8 protein-coding genes are annotated in these 19,242 nt (G+C 72.4%); 3 read left to right on the top strand and 5 right to left on the bottom strand.

Going from position 1 to position 19,242, the window contains the following annotated elements; all coding sequences use genetic code 11:
* The first annotated feature begins 540 nt into the window (after positions 1 to 540).
* The 3 genes from V6D49_RS15525 (at position 541) to V6D49_RS15515 (ending at position 6,304) form a co-directional block, all read left to right on the top strand.
* Positions 541 to 1,818, top strand: coding sequence for an AAA family ATPase (locus tag V6D49_RS15525; protein WP_340560328.1), 1,278 nt, complete (start codon positions 541 to 543; stop codon positions 1,816 to 1,818).
* 137 nt (positions 1,819 to 1,955) lie between these two features.
* Positions 1,956 to 2,672 (top strand): RloB family protein, encoded by a 717-nt coding sequence (locus tag V6D49_RS15520; RefSeq protein ID WP_340560327.1) that lies wholly within the window; start codon positions 1,956 to 1,958, stop codon positions 2,670 to 2,672.
* Between the two features lie 257 nt (positions 2,673 to 2,929).
* On the top strand, positions 2,930 to 6,304 hold the full coding sequence (locus tag V6D49_RS15515) for a pyruvate carboxylase (protein ID WP_340560326.1): 3,375 nt from the start codon (positions 2,930 to 2,932) through the stop codon (positions 6,302 to 6,304).
* A 77-nt stretch (positions 6,305 to 6,381) separates the two neighbouring features.
* Here the strand turns inward: V6D49_RS15515 and V6D49_RS15510 are convergent, their stop codons facing one another.
* The 5 genes from V6D49_RS15510 to V6D49_RS15490 form a co-directional block, all read right to left on the bottom strand.
* The gene (locus tag V6D49_RS15510; RefSeq protein WP_340560325.1) at positions 6,382 to 7,539 is read right to left on the bottom strand and encodes an acyl-CoA dehydrogenase family protein; all 1,158 of its coding nucleotides are present in this window, start codon (positions 7,537 to 7,539) and stop codon (positions 6,382 to 6,384) included.
* Positions 7,540 to 7,550: 11 nt separating this feature from the next.
* Positions 7,551 to 15,821, bottom strand: a complete 8,271-nt coding sequence (locus V6D49_RS15505; RefSeq protein WP_340560324.1) for a type I polyketide synthase — start codon at positions 15,819 to 15,821, stop codon at positions 7,551 to 7,553.
* Between the two features lie 113 nt (positions 15,822 to 15,934).
* Positions 15,935 to 17,149 carry an aminotransferase class I/II-fold pyridoxal phosphate-dependent enzyme gene (locus V6D49_RS15500; protein WP_340560323.1) on the bottom strand — a complete coding sequence of 405 codons (1,215 nt, stop codon included), beginning with the start codon at positions 17,147 to 17,149 and terminating at the stop codon, positions 15,935 to 15,937.
* Positions 17,150 to 17,213: 64 nt separating this feature from the next.
* Positions 17,214 to 17,801, bottom strand: coding sequence for a DUF2867 domain-containing protein (locus tag V6D49_RS15495; protein ID WP_340560322.1), 588 nt, complete (start codon positions 17,799 to 17,801; stop codon positions 17,214 to 17,216).
* A 32-nt stretch (positions 17,802 to 17,833) separates the two neighbouring features.
* Positions 17,834 to 19,231, bottom strand: a complete 1,398-nt coding sequence (locus V6D49_RS15490; RefSeq protein ID WP_340560321.1) for a cytochrome P450 — start codon at positions 19,229 to 19,231, stop codon at positions 17,834 to 17,836.
* Positions 19,232 to 19,242: the final 11 nt, after the last annotated feature.

The following is a 19,242-nucleotide window of genomic DNA, read 5'->3' as shown; positions in this document are numbered from 1 at the left end:
TGGCCCGGGCCCCGGCGCCGCGTTCCCCGGCGCCCTCGTCGCAGCTCAGCCGTCGCGTCTCGGCCCGGACATAGGCGGGGAACACCTCCTCGACCACCGGCACGACGTCGCGTTCCGAGTGGGAAAGCGCCGCCACGACCGTCCGAACGGTGGCGCCGTGACGCCGCCGGAACCACCCCGTGCTGCGCTGACCCCCGCCGCCCGTCCTCACGCTCACAGGCTCCCCGCCGTGCGCCGTCCCGGGCTGGTCCGCCACATTCCCCCCTGCCGACCCGCTCAACGGCGGCCCCGGTCGTCCCTACGACGATGCTGTCGAATCCTCTTCCGCAGCGACCTCGACCCATCCGACCAGGCACACCTCGCCAAGGTCCAACCGTCTTCGTCGACGGACAGAGCGGATACGCCCAGACGACCAGGGCGCGTGCAGCGGCCAGTGTTCTGGCCAGCCCGGGTGGCACGTCTTAGGCTCTTTCGTGCGAGTAACCCGCATAGAATGCCCTAAGAGAGTGATTCAGTCCTTGTCTCGCCAGGAGGTAGGCCGTGCTACTCAGCTTCCGGGTGGCCAACCATCGATCCATTCGTGACGAACAAGAGCTCTCCCTGGTCGCCACGGAGATTAATGAGGGAACGGCGCGGGACACGGGCGTCCGCTCGGAGGGCAGACACGTGTCCGTGCTGCCGACCGTCGGCATCTACGGAGCCAACGCCTCGGGGAAGAGCAACGTGCTCTCCGCCCTGCGCTTCATGCGCACGGCGGTGCTCGACTCGTTCGCGGACTGGGGCAGGTCACCACGCATTCCGAGAGAGCCGTTCGCGCTGGCAGCTGAGGCACAGGAGGAGACGAGCCTCTTCGAAGTGGATCTCCTCCTCGGAAAGCGGCGTGTGCGGTACACGTACGGCTTCGAACTCTCGGATGACCGGGTGGAGGCTGAGTGGCTCCACGCCTACCCCTCCGGACGCCGCCAGGTCTGGTTCGATCGCGAGGCAGGACGGCCCGAGTACGAGGGGGGAGAGGTCCGCTTCCCCGGAGCGGGCTTGAAAGGCCACAAGGACCTGATCAGGGAATCCACCCGCCCTGACGCGTTGCTCCTGACGGTCGGGGCGACGCTGAACCATCCGCAGCTCTCGGCGGTTCACCGGTGGTTCGTGGACAACCTGTGGCTGGTATCCCCTCACAGCGAGGTCGAGGCCCGCACCGCATGGACGCGTGAACGGATCACCGATCCCCGAAGCGGCTCAGAACTGCGCGAGCGTCTCGTCGCGCTCCTGTCCGCAGCTGATCTCGGAGTCACCGGCATGACGATCGACCCCGAGACGGGAGAGGTGCGGCTGCTGCACCAAGGAAGCGGCACCGAAGCGCAGCCGCTCGACTTCCTGGAGCAGGAGTCGTTGGGCACGCAGGCCTGGTTCGCCTTTCTCGGCCCGCTCCTGCACGTGCTCGAGCGTGGCGGCGTCCTCCTCGCCGACGAGCTCGACTCCAGCCTGCACTCCTTGCTCGCCGCCGAGGCCATCCGCCTCTTTCACGATCAGGAAGCCAACCCACATCCCGCACAGCTGGTCTTCACCACCCACGACGCCACGCTCCTCGGTCCCTCCGTGGCAGAGCGGCCACTCGCCCGGGACCAGGTGTGGATCACGACGAAGAGCACGTCGGGGGAGACCCACCTGTACCCCCTCACGGCAGCGCGAAAGGCCCGCCGTGACGAGAACCTGGAACGCCGCTATCTGCACGGGCACTACGGCGGGGTACCGCGTCTGACCAGTGGGGAGCTCGGCCGCCATATCGCCACGCTCGAGCAGATGCGAGCCTCGGCGTGAGCGGGGCGGCCAAGAAGGGCCGCATCGGCGGGACCGGTCGCAGCCAGCCGGGCAGCCGCCGTCGGCGCCGAAACCCTGACGGCCCACCCGCGCCACTGCGCCGGTCACCGCAGTCGTATCCGGACGAGTCCCGACGGGTGATCTACGTGGCAACGGAGGGCGAGAAGACGGAACGCGACTACATCGCCCTACTGAACAAGCACTACGGCGAGCGGGAGGGCCAGAAGTTTCGCCTGAAGCACTGCAACGCGGGACGCGGCCTCCGCCCTACGGAGACTGTCGATCTTGTGATCGCCACGGCGGCAGACCCGGACGACGAGAAGTGGGCACTCTTCGACCGGGACAGCGAGGACCAGCGCGACGACGACATTCCGGAAGCCATGCGCAAGGCTGCCGCAACAGGTGTGCAGGTAGCGCTGTCCCACCCGTCCTTCGAGCTCTGGCTGCTCCTGCACTTCCAACAGTTCACCAGCCAGGAGGGCGGACGGAACAGCACGGTCCTCGACCGCCTCCGCGCGCATCGGGACGCGAAGGGCTTCCAGGACTACGACCAGCAGTCAGGCGACCGAGGTAAGGGGCTGGGCGGCCAGCGTGGCAATTCGCTCGTGGGAAGGGAACGAGCAGCCGTGCGCAACGCCCGCAAGCTCGTATCCCTGTGCCCGTACGGCAGCTGTTCCCCGAAAGGCGCCGACTTCTCTCCGATCCGAGAACCGCGCGCCGAGTCGCCGCAGGTTTGGAGGCTCCGTAGCGGCCACGCGGCATCCTGCGACCCGCTGAAGCGTGATCCGTCGTCCGATGTCTGGCGGTTGCTCGCCGCCCTCGGGATCGGCACAGAGGACCAGCAAGAAGCCTGACCGGCGTCCGGGGCGGGGAGCTCACGGGGGAGTGGGGAGTGACGTGAGCGGTTCAACACGCGTGTGACCTCCACGGCGCACCGTGTGACGTGATGGACTCGGCTCGGGTTCGACGACGCACCCAGCGCGGCCCGTGCTGCGCGGACGGCGGCGGGGTATGCGTGGTCAGGGCACGTGCGACACGTGAACGGAAACCCTGCCGTCCCGCCCGCACGCGAGCCCTCATGCCTTCACCCGATCGAAGGGACCGATGAGCCATGTTCCGCAAGGTGCTGGTCGCCAACCGCGGCGAGATCGCCATCCGCGCGTTCCGCGCCGGCTATGAACTCGGGGCGGGGACCGTCGCCGTGTTCCCGCACGAGGACCGCAACTCGCTGCACCGGCTCAAGGCCGACGAGGCCTACGAGATCGGGGAGCCCGGCCATCCGGTACGGGCCTACCTCTCGGTCGAGGAGATCGTGCGCGCGGCGCGGGAGGCGGGGGCCGACGCCGTCTACCCGGGGTACGGCTTCCTGTCCGAGAACCCCGACCTGGCGCGGGCGTGCGCGGCGGCCGGGATCACCTTCGTCGGGCCGGACGCGGAGACGCTGGAGCTGACCGGCAACAAGGCGCGCGCGGTGGCCGCCGCGCGGGCGGCGGGCGTCCCCGTCCTCGGCTCCTCGGAGCCCTCGACCGACGTGGACGAGCTGGTGCGGGCGGCCGAGGAGCTGGGCTTCCCGGTGTTCGTCAAGGCCGTGGCGGGCGGTGGCGGTCGCGGCATGCGGCGCGTCGAGGACCCGGCGACGCTGCGGGACTCGATCCGGGCCGCCTCCCGGGAGGCCGAGTCCGCCTTCGGGGATCCGACGGTGTTCCTGGAGAAGGCCGTCGTCGAGCCCCGGCACATCGAGGTGCAGATCCTCGCCGACGGCGAGGGCAACGTCATTCACCTCTTCGAGCGCGACTGCTCGCTCCAGCGCCGCCACCAGAAGGTCATCGAGCTGGCCCCCGCCCCGAACCTCAGCCCCGAGCTGCGGGAGCGGATCTGCACCGACGCGGTGAACTTCGCCCGTGAGATCGGGTACCGCAACGCGGGCACCGTCGAGTTCCTGCTCGACCGCGACGGCAACCACGTCTTCATCGAGATGAACCCGCGCATCCAGGTCGAGCACACGGTGACCGAGGAGGTCACCGACGTCGACCTCGTCCAGTCGCAGCTGCGCATCGCGGCCGGGCAGACGCTCGCCGACCTCGGCCTCTCCCAGGACAGCGTGTACCTGCGCGGCGCCGCGCTCCAGTGCCGCATCACCACCGAGGACCCGGCCAACGGCTTCCGCCCGGACACCGGCAAGATCAGCGCCTACCGCTCCCCCGGCGGCTCCGGCATCCGCCTCGACGGCGGCACCGCCCACGCGGGCACCGAGATCAGCGCGCACTTCGACTCGATGCTGGTCAAGCTGACCTGCCGGGGCCGCGACTTCCACACGGCCGTCGGCCGCGCCCGGCGTGCCGTCGCCGAGTTCCGTATCCGGGGCGTGCAGACGAACATCCCCTTCCTCCAGGCCGTCCTGGACGACCCGGACTTCCAGGCCGGACGCGTCACCACCTCGTTCATCGAGCAGCGTCCGCACCTGGTGACCGCCCGGCACTCCGCCGACCGGGGGACGAAGCTGCTGACGTACCTGGCCGACGTCACCGTCAACAAGCCGCACGGGGAGCGCCCGCAGGTCATCGACCCCGTGAGCAAGCTGCCCGCGCTGCCCGCCGGGGCCCCGCCCGCCGGTTCCAAGCAGAAGCTCACCGAGCTCGGCCCGGAGGGCTTCGCGCGCTGGCTGCGCGAGTCGCCGACGCTGGGCGTCACCGACACCACCTTCCGCGACGCCCACCAGTCGCTGCTCGCCACCCGGGTGCGGACCAAGGACCTGCTGGCGGTCGCCCCCGCCGTCGCGCACACCACGCCGGAGCTGCTGTCCCTGGAGTGCTGGGGCGGCGCGACGTACGACGTGGCCCTGCGCTTCCTCGCCGAGGACCCGTGGGAGCGGCTCGCCCAGCTGCGCGAGGCCGTCCCCAACATCTGCCTCCAGATGCTGCTGCGCGGCCGCAACACCGTCGGCTACACCCCGTACCCGACGGACGTGACGAACGCCTTCGTCGAGGAGGCCACGGCCACCGGCATCGACGTCTTCCGCATCTTCGACGCGCTCAACGACGTCGGCCAGATGCGGCCCGCCATCGAGGCGGTGCGGGAGACCGGCTCGGCCGTCGCCGAGGTCGCCCTGTGCTACACCTCCGACCTGTCCGACCCGGGTGAGAAGCTCTACACCCTCGACTACTACCTGCGGCTGGCCGAGCAGATCGTCGAGGCGGGGGCGCACGTGCTCGCCGTCAAGGACATGGCGGGCCTGCTGCGCGCGCCGGCGGCCGAGAAGCTGGTCTCCGCGCTGCGCCGCGAGTTCGACCTGCCGGTGCACCTGCACACCCACGACACCGCCGGTGGCCAGCTCGCCACCTACCTCGCGGCCGTCCGGGCCGGGGCGGACGCCGTCGACGGCGCCGTCGCCTCGATGGCGGGCACGACCTCGCAGCCGTCGCTGTCGGCCCTCGTGGCCGCCACCGACCACAGCGAGCGGCCCACCGGCCTCAGTCTGCAGGCCATCGGCGACCTGGAGCCGTACTGGGAGAGCGTGCGGAAGATCTACGCGCCCTTCGAGGCGGGCCTCGCCTCCCCGACCGGCCGCGTCTACCACCACGAGATCCCCGGCGGGCAGCTCTCCAACCTGCGCACGCAGGCCATCGCCCTCGGCCTCGGCGACCGGTTCGAGGAGATCGAGTCGATGTACGCCGCCGCCGACCGCATCCTCGGCCACCTGGTGAAGGTGACGCCGTCCTCCAAGGTCGTCGGCGACCTGGCCCTGCACCTCGTCGGGGCCGGGGTCTCCCCTGCCGACTTCGAGGCGGAGCCGCACACGTTCGACATCCCCGACTCCGTCATCGGCTTCCTGCGCGGCGAGCTGGGCAACCCGCCCGGCGGCTGGCCCGAGCCGTTCCGCAGCAAGGCGCTCCAGGGCCGCGCGGAGCCCAAGCCCGTCCAGGAGCTGTCCGACGAGGACCGGGAGATGCTGGAGAAGGACCGCCGCGCGGCGCTCAACCGGCTGCTCTTCCCCGGCCCGACGAAGGAGTTCACGACCCACCGCGAGGCGTACGGCGACACCAGCGTCCTCGCCAGCAAGGACTTCTTCTACGGCCTGCGCCCGGGCCACGAGTACGCCGTCGACCTGGAGCCGGGCGTCCGGCTGCTCATCGAGCTGGAGGCCATCGGCGAGGCGGACGAGCGCGGCCTGCGCACCGTGATGTCCACGCTGAACGGGCAGATCCGGCCCATCCAGGTACGGGACCGGTCCGTCGCCTCGGACGTACCGGCCACCGAGAAGGCCGACAAGGCGAACCCGGGCCACGTCGCCGCGCCGTTCGCCGGTGTCGTGACCCTCGTGGCCGTCGAGGGCGACAGCGTCGAGGCGGGCGCGACGCTCGCCACGATCGAGGCCATGAAGATGGAGGCGGCCATCACCGCCCCCAAGGCGGGCACGGTCGGGCGGATCGCCGTCAACGCGATCCAGCAGGTGGAGGCCGGCGACCTCCTGGTCGAGCTGACGTAAAGCCCCGTCCCCCGTTGCGGGGTGGCGGCCCGTGGGCGGCCACCCCGCAACCGGAGCGGGGGCCCGTCCCGAGGGCCCTACGCGCGGCGCGGGACGGGGATGACGTAGCGGCTGAACAGCAGGTCGCGCAGGACGTCGTCACCGCCCTCGACGATCGAGACGTAGCGCACGTCGCGGACGAGCTTCCCCACGGGGTGCTCGTCGGTGTAGCCGAGCCCGCCGAACATCTCGGAGCCGACGGAGGCCACGTCCCAGGCCGCCTGGCCGCAGAACATCTTCGCCGTCAGGGCGGTCTTGAGCGTGCCCTGCCGGGCGAAGACGGCCGCCGCGTTCGGCTCCGCCATCGCGGCGTCGTAGTCCCGGGCGGCGCGCAGGCAGTGGCCCTTCATGACGTCGATCTGCATCTCCATCTGGCCCAGCTTCTGCGCGAAGACCGGGCTCTGGAGGAGGGTGCCGTCGCGGAACGGCTTGTTCTTGGCGTAGGTCATGCAGTGGTCGCGGATGCGCCGGGCGATACCGACGGCGGTCGTCGCGATGAGGATGCGGCTCGCGTTGAGGCCGATCTCCAGCAGCCGCAGCCCCGAGCCCTCCAGCTGGTTGGCCTTCGGCACCCGGCAGCCGTCCAGCCGCACCTGGTAGGTGTGGGAGGCGCGCAGGCCGATGACGTCCCACCGCTTGACGATCTCCACCCCGGGGGTGTCCCTGGGCACGAGGATCGCGTGGTGCTCCTCGGGGTTGTCCGCCGCCTGGGCGACGACCACGAGGAAGTCCGCGAAGTCGGTGTTGGTGGAGAAGTACTTGTCGCCGGTGATGACGAGCTCGTCACCCTCCCGGGAGACGACCGTCTCCATCTTGTTCAGCTCGCTGCCGGCGTTGCGCTCGCTGCCGAGCGTCGCGCAGAAGGTGCCGCCCTCGGCCATCGGCCTGAGGTAGCGGGACTTGAGCTCCTCCGAGCCGTAGAGCTGCACCATGCTGGTGCCCAGGACGGAGATGAACAGGGTGAACGCCACCCCGGCGTCGCCGTACGCGATCTCGTTGACGATCTCGACGCCGTCCTCCAGGCCCAGCCCGCGTCCGCCGTACTCCTCGGGCAGCCACCAGTTGGCCAGGCCCGTCTCGCGGAACGCCTCGTACACCTGGTGGGGTTTGTCGGTCAGGGCGTCCAGGTGCTCGGTGTCGCCGCTCAGTTGCTCCTTGACGAACCGGCGGACGGTCTTGAGGTCCTCTGTCTTCATCGTCCTTGTCCTCACTCGGCGAACACTCGTTCGATCAGGTCGTCGACGTCCATGGTGTCGAACTCCTCGTCCGCAGCGTCCTCGGCGTCCTCGGCGTCGGCGGCGTTCTCGCCGTCCCGCTCCTCCGCCGCGTCCTGGGTGAACAGCAGGTCCCACAGGCGTTCGGCCAGGGCCGCCGGGGTCGGGTAGTTGAAGATGACCGTCGCCGGGATCTGGATGCCGGTGTCCTGCTTGACCTGGTTGCGGAACTCCACACCGCTCAGGGAGTCGAAGCCGATCTCCTGGAACGACATGTCGGCGTCGATGTCGTCGGCGTCCGGGTAGCCCAGCACCTCCGCCGCGGTGGACAGCAGCAGGCTCCGCAGCTCGTCGACCTGCTCCTCCTGCGACAGCCCCGCCAGCCGCGCCAGCACCGGGGGTTCGGCGACCTCGGCGGCGGGCTGGGGGCGCGAGTCGACCATGTCCCGCAGCAGCACGGGAACGGTGTCCCGCTGCCGCAGCGCCTCCCGGTCCAGGGCGACGGGGACGACCGTGGCCGGCTCCCGCGTGAGCGCGGCGTCGAACAGGGCCGTGCCCCTGGCGGCGGACAGCGGGACCATGCCGCCCCGCCGGAAGCGGCTCAGGTCCGCCTCGGACAGCGTGCCCGCCATGCCCAGCTCCCACGGGCCCCAGGCCAGGGAGAGCGCGGGCCACCCCTCGGCCCTGCGGCCGGCCGCGACGGCGTCCAGGAACGCGTTGGCGGCGGCGTAGTTGGCCTGTCCGGCGTTGCCGAGCGTGCCGACGACCGAGGAGTACAGGACGAAGGCGGTCAGCCCCAGGTCCCGCGTCAACTCGTGCAGATGCCAGGCGGCGTCCGCCTTGGGAGCGAACACCCGGTCGAGCTGCTGCGGCGTCATGGACTCCGCCACGGCGTCGTCCAGCACGCCCGCGAGGTGGACGACGGCGGTCAGCGGTGCCGTCTCCGGGACGCGCGCCACCTGCTCGGCCAGCGCCTCCCGGTCGGAGACGTCACAGGCGGCCTGGGTGACGACGGCGCCGAGCGCGGTCAGCTCCTCGGCCAGTTCGGCGGCTCCCGGGGCGTCCGGTCCGCGTCGGCTGAGCAGCAGGAGGTGGCGCACCCCGTGCTCGGCGACGAGGTGCCGGACGGCCAACCGGCCCAGCGCACCGCCGGCGCCGGTGACGAGCACCGTGCCCCCGGCGTCCCACGCCGGAGGCGCGGCCTGCGCGGACCGCGCGGGCGCGGCGACCAGGCGCGGTACACGGACGAGGCCGCCCCGGACGGCGAGCTGCGGCTCGGCGACGACGTCGAGGGTCTCCAGCGTGCGCAGGGACTCCTCCGTCCCGTCCGTGTCGACGAGCGCGAACCGGCCCGGGTGCTCGGCGAGCACCGCGCGGACCAGACCCCACACCGCCGCGCCGGACGGGTCCGGCGTCTCGTCGGCGGAGACGGCCACGGCCCGCCGGGTGACGATCACCAGCGGCCCCCGCCCGGGGGTCTTCGCACGCAGTCGCTCCTGCACCCGGGCGAGCACGTCCTGGGCGCACCGGCGCGCCGCCGCCGGGACGTCCTCGCGCGCGTCCGGCTCGACGTGCAGGAACTCCGCGCCCGCCGTCGCGCTTCCGGCTCCGGCCGCCTCGGGCCGTGCCGTCCACTCCACGGTGTACAGGTCGTCGGCGGCGGTGGCACCGGTGAGCTGCTCGACGGAGGCCGGCATGAGCGCCAGGGAGTCGACGGTCAGCACCGGCCGGCCGTCCGTTCCGGTGATGCGCAGCGACACCTCCTGCGGGCCCTTGCGGGTGATCCGCACGCGGAGTTCGGCATCGGCCGGCCCGTGCAGGGTCACCCCCGACCAGGCGTAGGGCAGCAGGGTCACACCCCCGGCGTCCGAGGCGTCCGCGAGCAGCGACAGCATCGGGTGCAGCGCGGCGTCGAACGCGGCGGGGTGCAGTCCGAACCGGCCGGTGGCGTGCGGGACACCGGCGGGGAGCCGGATCTCGCCGTAGACCTCCTCCTCCCCGCGCCACAGGGCCGTCAGCCCCCGGAAGGCCGCACCGTAGCCGTAGCCGCGCCCGGCCAGCTCCGGGTAGAAGACGTCCGGTGCGACCGGGGCGGCGCCCTCGGGCGGCCACACCGGCTCGGCGTCGTCCTGCGGGGACGCCGGTGCGGTGGCGGAGAGAGAGCCGGTGGCGTGCCGGGTCCAGGAGCGGGGCGGGGCGGTGGCCGCCCGCGAGTAGATCCCGATGCTGCGTCGCCCGGACTCCTCCGGTGCGCCGAGGACGATCTGGAGCAGCACCTCCTCCTCGTCCAGGATCAGGGGCGCCTGCAGGGTGAGTTCCTCGACGCCCCACCCGTCGGCGGCCCGGCCGCCCCCGTCCGGTGCGTCGACGCCCAGGGCGTGGAGCGCCATCTCGACGAAGGCGGCGCCGGGGAAGACCGTGTTGCCGAAGACGGCGTGGTCGGCCAGCCAGGGGTCGTCGGCCAGGGAGACCCGGCCGGTGAGGACGAGTTGGTCGCCGACCGCGAGGTCGGTGGAGGCGAGGAGGAACGGGTGCTCGACGGCGGTGAGCCCCGCGCCGGTGACCTCGGCCCCGGCGCTCGGGCGCTCCGCCCAGTACCGCTGGCGGTCGAAGGCGTAGGTGGGCAGTTCGACGTGGCCCCCGGTGACGCCGAGGGCCGCCAGGTAGGCGCGCCAGTCGACGGGCACGCCCTCGACGTGCAGCCGGGCCAGCGCCTCGGCCGTCGAGCGGGCCTCGGAGCGGTCCTTGCGCACGAGCGGGACCGCCCGCACCCGGGGCGCGGTCTCGGCGAGGGTCTCCTGCGCCATGGCGGACAGCACCCCGTCGGGGCCGACCTCGACCAGGATCCCGGCGCCGGCCGCGACGGCGGCGCGGACGCCGTCGGCGAAGCGCACGGCCTCCCGCACGTGCCGCACCCAGTACTCGGGCCGCTCCAGCGCGCCCTCCTCGGCGAGGGCGCCCGTGACGTTCGAGACGACCGCGAGGCGCGGCGCCGCGTAGGACACCGTCCGCGCCACCTCCTCGAACTCCGCCAGCATCGGTTCCATCAGCGGCGAGTGGAAGGCGTGCGAGACCCGCAGCCGGGTCGTCTTGCGGCCCTGGTCGGCGAAGACCGCCTCCACCTCGGCGACGGCGTCCGCCTCCCCGGAGACGACGGTGGCCAGCGGCCCGTTGACGGCGGCGACCGACACCGCGTCCTCCAGGCCCGCGAGTTGCTCGCGCACCTCGTCCTCCGGAGCCTGGAGGGCGACCATCGCCCCGCCGCGCGGCAGCGCCTGCATCAGCCGGCCCCGCGCGGCCACCAGCCGGGCCGCGTCGGCCAGCGGGAACACCCCGGCCACGTGGGCGGCGGCCAGTTCGCCGATCGAGTGCCCCACCAGCACCGAGGGGACGACGCCGAGCGACTCCAGCAGCCGGAAGGCGGCCACCTCGAAGGCGAAGAGCGCGGGCTGGGTCATGCCCGTCTCGTCCAGGAGCCGCGCCGCCTCGGTGTCCTTGGCGGCCGTCACCACGTCGTCGATCCGGTGCTCCAGCAGGGGATCGAGTTCGGCGCAGACCTCCTGCCACGCCTTGGCGAACGCGGGGAAGGTGGCGATGAGTTCGGTGCTCATGCCCAGCCGCTGGCTGCCCTGCCCGGAGAACAGCACACCGACGGGGAGATCGGCGGCGGCGGTGCCGCCGGAGACCACGCCGGTGGTCCGCTCCCCCCGGGCCAGTGCCGCCAGCCCGGACAGCAGTTCTCCGCGTCCGGAACCGAGGACCACGGCCCGGGTGTCGAAGTGGGTCCGCCGGGTGGCCAGACCCAGGGCGACGCCGGACACCGGCGGCGCGGGCTCGGCGGAGGCCGCGTCCAGGAGCCGCTCGGCCTGGCCGGTCAGCGGGCCGGCGCCGCGCGCGGAGAGCAGCCACGGCACGACTCCGGCCGGCTCGGGCTCGTCGGCCGGCGGGGTGGGCACGGGGTCGCCCTGCTCGATGATCACGTGGGCGTTGGTGCCGCTGATGCCGAACGAGGAGACTCCGGCGCGCCGGGGGCGGCCGGCGTCCGGCCAGGCCCGTTCCTCGGTGAGGAGTTCGACCGCGCCCGAGGACCAGTCGATGTGCCGGGACGGCTCGTCGGCGTGCAGCGTGCGCGGCAGCACGCCGTGCCGCATGCCCATGATCATCTTGATGACGCCGGCGGCGCCCGCGGCGGCCTGGGTGTGCCCGATGTTGGACTTCACCGACCCCAGCCACAGCGGCTTCTCGCGCTCCTGGCCGTAGGTCGCCAGCAGCGCCTGGGCCTCGATGGGGTCGCCCAGCGTGGTGCCGGTGCCGTGCGCCTCCACGGCGTCCACCTCCGCCGGGGACAGCCCGGCGGCGTCCAGCGCCCGCCGGATCACCCGCTGCTGCGAGGGCCCGTTGGGCGCGGTGAGGCCGTTGCTCTCGCCGTCCTGGTTGATCGCGCTGCCCCGCAGCACGGCCAGCACGCGGTGGCCGTTGCGCCGGGCGTCCGAGAGGCGCTCCAGCACGAGCACGCCCACGCCCTCGGACCAGCCGGTGCCGTCGGCGGCGTCGGAGAACGCCTTGCAGCGGCCGTCGGGCGCCAGCCCGCCCTGCCGGTCGAACTCCACGAACATGCCCGGTGTCGACATGACCGTGACGCCGCCCGCCAGCGCCAGGGAGCAGTCCCCCGCGCGCAGCGACTGGGTGGCCAGGTGCATCGCCACCAGGGACGAGGAGCAGGCGGTGTCCACCGACACCGCCGGGCCCTCAAGGCCCAGGGCGTAGGCGACGCGTCCGGAGACGACGCTGGTGGCGCTGCCGGTCAGGGCGTGGCCGCCCAGATCACCGGGCACGTCGTCGAGTTGGGGCAGGTAGTCCTGGGCCATGGCGCCCATGAAGACGCCCGTGCGGCTCCGGCGCAGGGCGGCGGGATCCTGGCCGGAGGACTCCAGCGCCTCCCAGACGGTCTCCAGCACCAGCCGCTGCTGCGGGTCCATCGCCAGCGCCTCGCGGGGGCTGATCCGGAAGAAGGCCGCGTCGAAGTCCCCGGCGCCGTCCAGGAATCCGCCCTTGCGGGGGAAGTCCGCACGGGGGTCGAGCCGCCAGCCCCGGTCCTCGGGGAATCCGGAGATCGCGTCCGTGCCCCCGGACACCAGACGCCACAGGTCCTCGGGCGAGGAGACACCACCGGGCAGCCGGCAGCTCATGCCGACGATCGCCACCGGGTCGTCGGCCGTCGCTTGCCCGCCGGCCTCCCCGGTCCGGTGGTCGTCCTCGGGGCCGGAGAGCCGCTCACGCAGCCGCCGCACGAGCGCGGTGGGCGTGGGGTGGTCGAAGAGGAGCGAGGCCGGCAGGTGCAGGCCGGTGGTGCGCGCCAGCCGGTCCCGCAGCTCGACGGCGGTGACCGAGTCGAAGCCCTGCTCCTTGAACGTGGCGTCCGCCTCCACGGCGGCGGGGTCGCCGAGCCCCAGCACGGCGGCCGCCTGCGCGCGGACCAGCGCCCACAGCTCCCGCTCGCTCAGCTCGGCGGGGCCGTCCTCGACGGAACGGGCCGGGTCGGCGGCGGCCACCGTGGCGGTGGTGTCGCCGGCGGCGGTCGTGGCCGGGGACGGCAGACCCTGCGGCAGGGTGCCGTCACCGGTGACCCAGTAGGGCTGCCGCTGGAAGGCGTAGGTGGGCAGGTCCACGCGGCGGGCGCCCGGGAAGAGGGGGAGCCAGTCCACCGCGAGGCCCTGGGCGTACAGCTCGGCCATGGACCGCAGCAGCCGCCCGGGCTCGTCCTCCCGCCGCCGCAGCGTGCCCTGGACCACCGCGTCGGGCACGGTGTCCGAGATGGCCATCGTCAGCACCGGGTGCGGGCTGACCTCGACGAACACGCCGTGTCCGTCCCGCGCCAGCACCTCGACGGTCTCCGCGAAGCGCACCTCCTGGCGGAGGTTGCGGTACCAGTACTCGGCGTCCATGTCCCGTACGTCGATCCGGCCGCCGGTGACCGTGGAGTAGAACGCGACGCCGGTGTCGGTGGTCGCGATGCCTTCGGCGGCCCGCAGCACCTCGTCCCGGATGGCCTCGACCTGGGCGGAGTGGGAGGCGTAGTCGACGGGGATGACCTTGGCCCGGATGTCACGTGCCTGGCAGTCGGCGACGACGGCGTGCACCGCCTCCTCGGTGCCCGAGACGACGACGGCGTGGGGGCCGTTGACGGCGGCCACCGACACCCGTTCCCGGTCCACCTCCGCGGCGGGCATGGCCAGCGACGCCAGCGTGCCCTTGCCGGAGAGACCGGCGTTGATGGCGAGGCTGCGCCCGACCGACAGCCGCAGCCCGTCGGCCGTCGAGATGATGCCGGCGGCGCAGGCGGCGGCGATCTCGCCCTGGGAGTGGCCGACGACGGCGTCGGGCACCAGGCCCGCCGCACGCCAGGTCTCGGCCAGGGACACCATCACGGCGAACAGGGCGGGCTGGACGACGTCCACCCGCTCCAGGGCCGTCCCGTCGTCCAGGACCTCGCGCAGCGACCAGTCCACCAGGCCGTCGAGCAGCCGCTCGCACTCGGCCATCCGGGCGGCGAAGACCGGGGAGGAGTCCCACAGGCCCCGGGCCATGCCGGCCCACTGCGAGCCCTGTCCGGGGAAGACCCACACCACGCGGGAGGGGGCCGCCGCCGCGCCCTCGACGACGTGTGCCGAGGGCTCACCGGCCGCCAGCGCGGACAGGCCGGTGACCAGGTCGTCGCGGTCGGCGGCGAGGACGACGCCACGGTGGCGGAGCGCCGAACGGGTCGTCACCGTGGAGAGGCCGACGTCCGACGGCCGCAGGTCCGCGTCGCCCGCCACCCGGTCCCGCAGCCGCTCGGCCTGCGCGCGCAGGGCGGCCGGGGTGCGGCCGGAGACGACCACGGGGACCGGGCCGTGGGGGCGCGCGGTGGGTTCCGGCTCCGGAAGGGGGTTCGGCGCGGCGGCACCGGGAGCGACGCCGGGAGCGGCACCGGGAGCAACACCGACAACCAGGTGGCAGTTGGTGCCGCCGACGCCGAACGAACTGACCCCGGCGACCCGGTCCTCGCCCGTCCACGCCCGGGTGGCGGTGTTGACGCGCAGTTTCCAGGTGTCCATGGGGATGTCGGGGTGCGGCTCCCGGTGGTTGAGGGTGGCCGGGAGCAGGCCGTGCTTCATCGACAGCCCGACCTTGATCAGCCCCACCACGCCGGAGGCGCCGTCGAGGTGGCCGATGTTCGTCTTCACCGAGCCGACCAGCAGAGCGTCCTCGGGCCGGCGCGAGGCGCCGAGGACGGCGCCGAGGGCGCCGGCCTCCACCGGGTCACCGGCGCGGGTGCCGGTGCCGTGCAGCTCGACGTATCCGACCCGCTCCGGCTCGACCCCCGCCCGGGTGTGCGCCGCGCGCAGCAGGGCCTGCTGGGCGCGGCCGTCGGGGACGGTCAGGGCCTCGCCGTCCCCGTCGTGGTTGACCGCGCCGCCCAGCACCACGCAGTAGACCGGGTCACCGTCGGCGACGGCGTCCTCCAGGCGCTTGAGGACGACCACGCCCGCGCCCTCGCCGCGGACGAAACCGTTGGCCCGCGCGTCGAAGGTGTAGCTGCGCCCGTCCGGGGACAGGGCGCCGGCCCGGGCCAGTGCGAGGGTGCTGTCCGGCACCAGGTTCAGGTGGACGCCCCCGGCCAGCGCCAGCTCCGAGGCTCCGGTCAGGAGGCTCTGGCAGGCCAGGTGGACGGCGACGAGGGAGGAGGACTGCGCGGTGTCCACGGTCATGCTCGGCCCGTGGAAGCCCAGTTGGTGGGAGATCCGGTTGGCGATCAGGCCACGGCTCAGCCCCGCGAGGGAGTGGTGCGAGAGCGCGCCCAGTCCGTGCCGGGGGACGAGTGAGGCGTAGTCGTCCCCGGTGGCGCCCAGGTAGATCGCGGTGGAACTGCCCCGCAGGGAGTCCGGTGCGGTGCGGGCGTCCTCCAGGGCCTCCCAGCTCAGCTCCAGCGCCAGGCGCTGGCGCGGGTCCATGGCGGCGGCCTCGCGCGGGGATATGCCGAAGAAGGCGGCGTCGAAGTCGGCGACCCGTTCGACGAAGCCTCCCCGGCGGTACGGCGCGAGGTCGTCGACGTCGTACCACCGGTCGGCGGGCGCCTCGGTGATGGCGTCCACGCCGTCGTGCAGCAGCTTCCAGTAGGCCCGGAGGTGGTCCGCCCCCGGAACCCGGCACGACATCCCGACGACGGCGACGGCCTGCCCGACGGAGTCGCCGGTTCGCCGTTCGACCTGGTTCACGTGCATCAGTTCAGACCTCTCCCAGCCAAGGAAGCTCAAGGGTTGTCGCGGATCCGGACGCGCGGTCCGGCGGGGCGCGCCCAGGGACGGCGCGCGGGGGACGGTCGGCGGACGACGGTTCAGAAGAGGCCCTGCGCCCGCAGCTTCGTGGCCACCTCGACCAGGTGGTCCATCTGCTCCTCGGTGTGCGCCGCGTTGACGATGATGCGCAGCACCGCCTGGCCGCGCCGTGCGGCGGGGTACAGGTAGGGCGGGACCCGGATGCCGTGCTCCAGGAAGGCCCCGTAGACCTCGACGCACTTGCGCTCGTCGCCGATGATGACGGAGCTGAAGCAGGTCTCGGTGTCAGTGATCGGCAGCTCGGCGTCGAGCAGCTTCTTCCGGAAGTTGGCGACCTTCTCCAGGTAGTCGTCGACGATCTGCGGCTCCTTCTCGGAGAGCAGCCGGGTGATGTAGGCGGTGCCGGCCGCCGCCGGGGCGGACATGCCGGCCGTGAAGGAGCCGGTGCCGGAGAGGAGTTCGAACGCCTGGATGGCGTCGCGGGGCCCGGCGACCAGACCGCCTTCGAGCCCGACGGCCTTCTTCATCGACACCATGATGAAGTCGGCCTGCCGCAGGCCCTCGTACTCCCGCGCGAACTTGCGGTGCTCCGGGCCGTAGACGAGGAAGCCGTTGGCGTCGTCGACGAACGACAGGGCGCCGTACCGCCGGCACACCTCGACCATCTCGTGCAGCGGGGCGACGGTGCCGTCGATGGAGAACACGGACTCCAGGACCACGACGACGCGCTTGCCCTGCTGCTCCTTGAGGACCTCCTCCAGGCTCTCGACGTCGTTGTGGCGGAAGGAGAAGAGACGTTCGCCGAACTTGAGGCCCTCGGCCGCCTTCCACAGGGACCAGTGCGCGTCCCGGTCGTACACGAAGACGGTGTCCCGGTTGACCATCGCCAGGCCCGGCATGAACGACTGGGTGTTGGCCAGGGCGTTGATGAAGCCGATGTTCGCGACGGTGCCCGTCGCGAAGCTGATGGCGGCCTCCTTGCCCAGGTAGGCGGCGACCGTCTCCTCCATGTCGAGGTGCGGCGGCGTGACGCCCTGCACGATGCGCGAACCACCGCTGCCGAGGCCGTACTGCCGGGTGGCGTCGACGAGGACGTCCATGACGTCCTCGCGGCGCTGGAGGTCGAGGAAGTTGACCGAGGCGAAGTTCGTCATCAGCTCGTCGGTGCCGTGCTGTGCGCCCGGAAGGATGCTGGACACCGGCGGGCCGCTGATGCCGAGCGCCCGTATGCCTTCGGCGAACTTGTTGAAGTTCCAGCCGGCCATGGAAGTCATCGTTGGTAAACCTCGTGCATTCTCGTTACTGGTTCGTTGAGCTGGTGGATGGGACGTGCGGTGCTCAGCGGTACTTGGGCCAGTTGCGCCCGATCGAGCGAATGAGCTGCGGGTACACCACCGTCCGCCGAATGGGCTTGATGCCGGCCATGTAGGCCTTTCCGAAGGCCCCGTTGGGCTTGACGAGCGCCGCCATCTGGCCTCGGTAGCCGTCCTTCTCCCCGTCCCCGTCCGGGACCCACCCGATGTGCAGGAGCGCGTGCACCGTGCGGTTGGCGAGCTCGGCGGTCCACTCCCGGTCGGTCTGGTAGACCGAGAAGAAGGGGACGACCTTCAGGTCGGGGCCGCGCGGGCCGGTGCGGAGGTCCTCCGGCAACCGGTCCCGCAGCGAGCCCACCCGGTTGCCCAGGCCCGTCTCGCGCCGGTCCCAGCCGAAGAGCTTCCCGAGCCGCCAGCGGATCGCGAAGAGGGTGCGCACGGCGACGTCGGAGATCTCGTCATCGTCGTCCGACGTGAACTGCCGCACCAGCCGGTCGAGGTCGTCCGGGCCGCCCGGGGTGGGCAGCGCCCACACGTCCTCCAGCTCGAAGTCGCCGGTGAACTCGTGGATGCGCCAGGGCTGTTCGGTGTGGGCGCTGGTGGGGAGCCGCATGTCGGGGGCCTTCCTCGGGGTCTGTCGCGGGGTCAGCTGACCGTATGTCCGGCCAGGTCGGCGCGGCCCGCCCTGGGACGGAGCGCGAGGCGGGTGCCCTGCCGCGTCGTCATGGTCACGGTGCGGCTGCGCGGCCCCTCCGGCCTCATGTCCTCGCGGTGCAGTTCGCAGGAGGACAGCACCTCCCGCAGGACGGCCTTCATCTCCAGGATCGCGATCCGGTCGCCCAGGCACCGGGTGTGACCGCCGCCGAACGGGATCCAGGTGTGGGCGCTGGGCTTGACGCCCTCCCAGCGCTCGGGCCGGAACCGGTCGGGCTCCGGGTAGATGTCCGGGTCGTGGTGCACCAGGTAGCCGCTCGCCCACAGGTGTGCGCCCGGCTCGTAGCGCACGCCACCGATCTCGATCGGCTTCATCACCTCGCGGGGGATGATCTGCGGGGTCGGCGGGTACATGCGCAGCACCTCGTGGACCGTCCCGGTCAGGTAGGCGTCGCCCTCCCCCGCGTCGATCTCCGCCACCAGCCTCTCCAGCGCGGCCGGTTCCCGGCTCAGGCACTCCAGCGCCCAGCAGATGGCGGCCGAGGTGGTCTCGGTGCCGGCGAGGAACATGGTCATGATCTCGTCGCGCAGCTCGACCGCGCTGAGCGGGGAGCCGTCCTCGCGGGTGATCCCGAGCATCACGGAGAGCATGTCGTCGCCGAACTCGCCGGAGTCCATGCGCTCGCGCACGGCCTGGGCGATCAGGGCGTCCGCCCGGGCCCGGTTCTTGAAGAAGCGGTCGAGCCCCAGGGGCCGGACGGCTCGGAGCATCCTCACCGCGAACGGCGACATCGTGTGCGTCTCGATCATGGAGGAGATGCGGCGGTTGAGACTCAGCATGTCCCAGACGACCTCGAACAGCTCGTCCCAGCAGGACGGCACGGCCTTGCCGAAGACGACCTCACGGATCACCTGGATGGTGAACCGGTGGATGTACGGGTACAGCGCGACGACCTCGCCGCGCGGCCACGTGGCCACGATGCGCTCGGCCATCTCACCGACCGACGCCTCGATCCGCTTGTGCGCGTCACCCTTGATGCTGGGCAGGATCTGCTTGCGCCGTGCCTTGTGCTCCTCCTCGTCCAGCCAGGCGAGTCCCGTCTGCCCGATGAACTTCTCCAGCGCCGCGCTGCCGTTCCCGGTGTGCAGGACGGTGCGCGGGGCGAGGAACATCGCCTTCACCTCGTCCGGGTCGGAGATCACGTAGATCGTGCTGCCCTTGGGCATGATCTTCAGCTCGAAGCGCTTGCCGTACTGCTCGCGGCACTTGAGCATGAACGACGCGGGGTCGCGGAAGAGCTTCAGCCCCTGGTAGAGCATCGGGGACCGCGGCCCCGGCAGGGAGGCGGCGGGTACGGCCTCCCGCGCGGGTGTGTTGACAGTGCTCATGACTTCTCTCG

The organism is Streptomyces sp. GSL17-111, from assembly GCF_037911585.1.
Lineage (GTDB): Bacteria > Actinomycetota > Actinomycetes > Streptomycetales > Streptomycetaceae > Streptomyces.
This window is presented reverse-complemented; position numbering and strand designations above follow the sequence as displayed.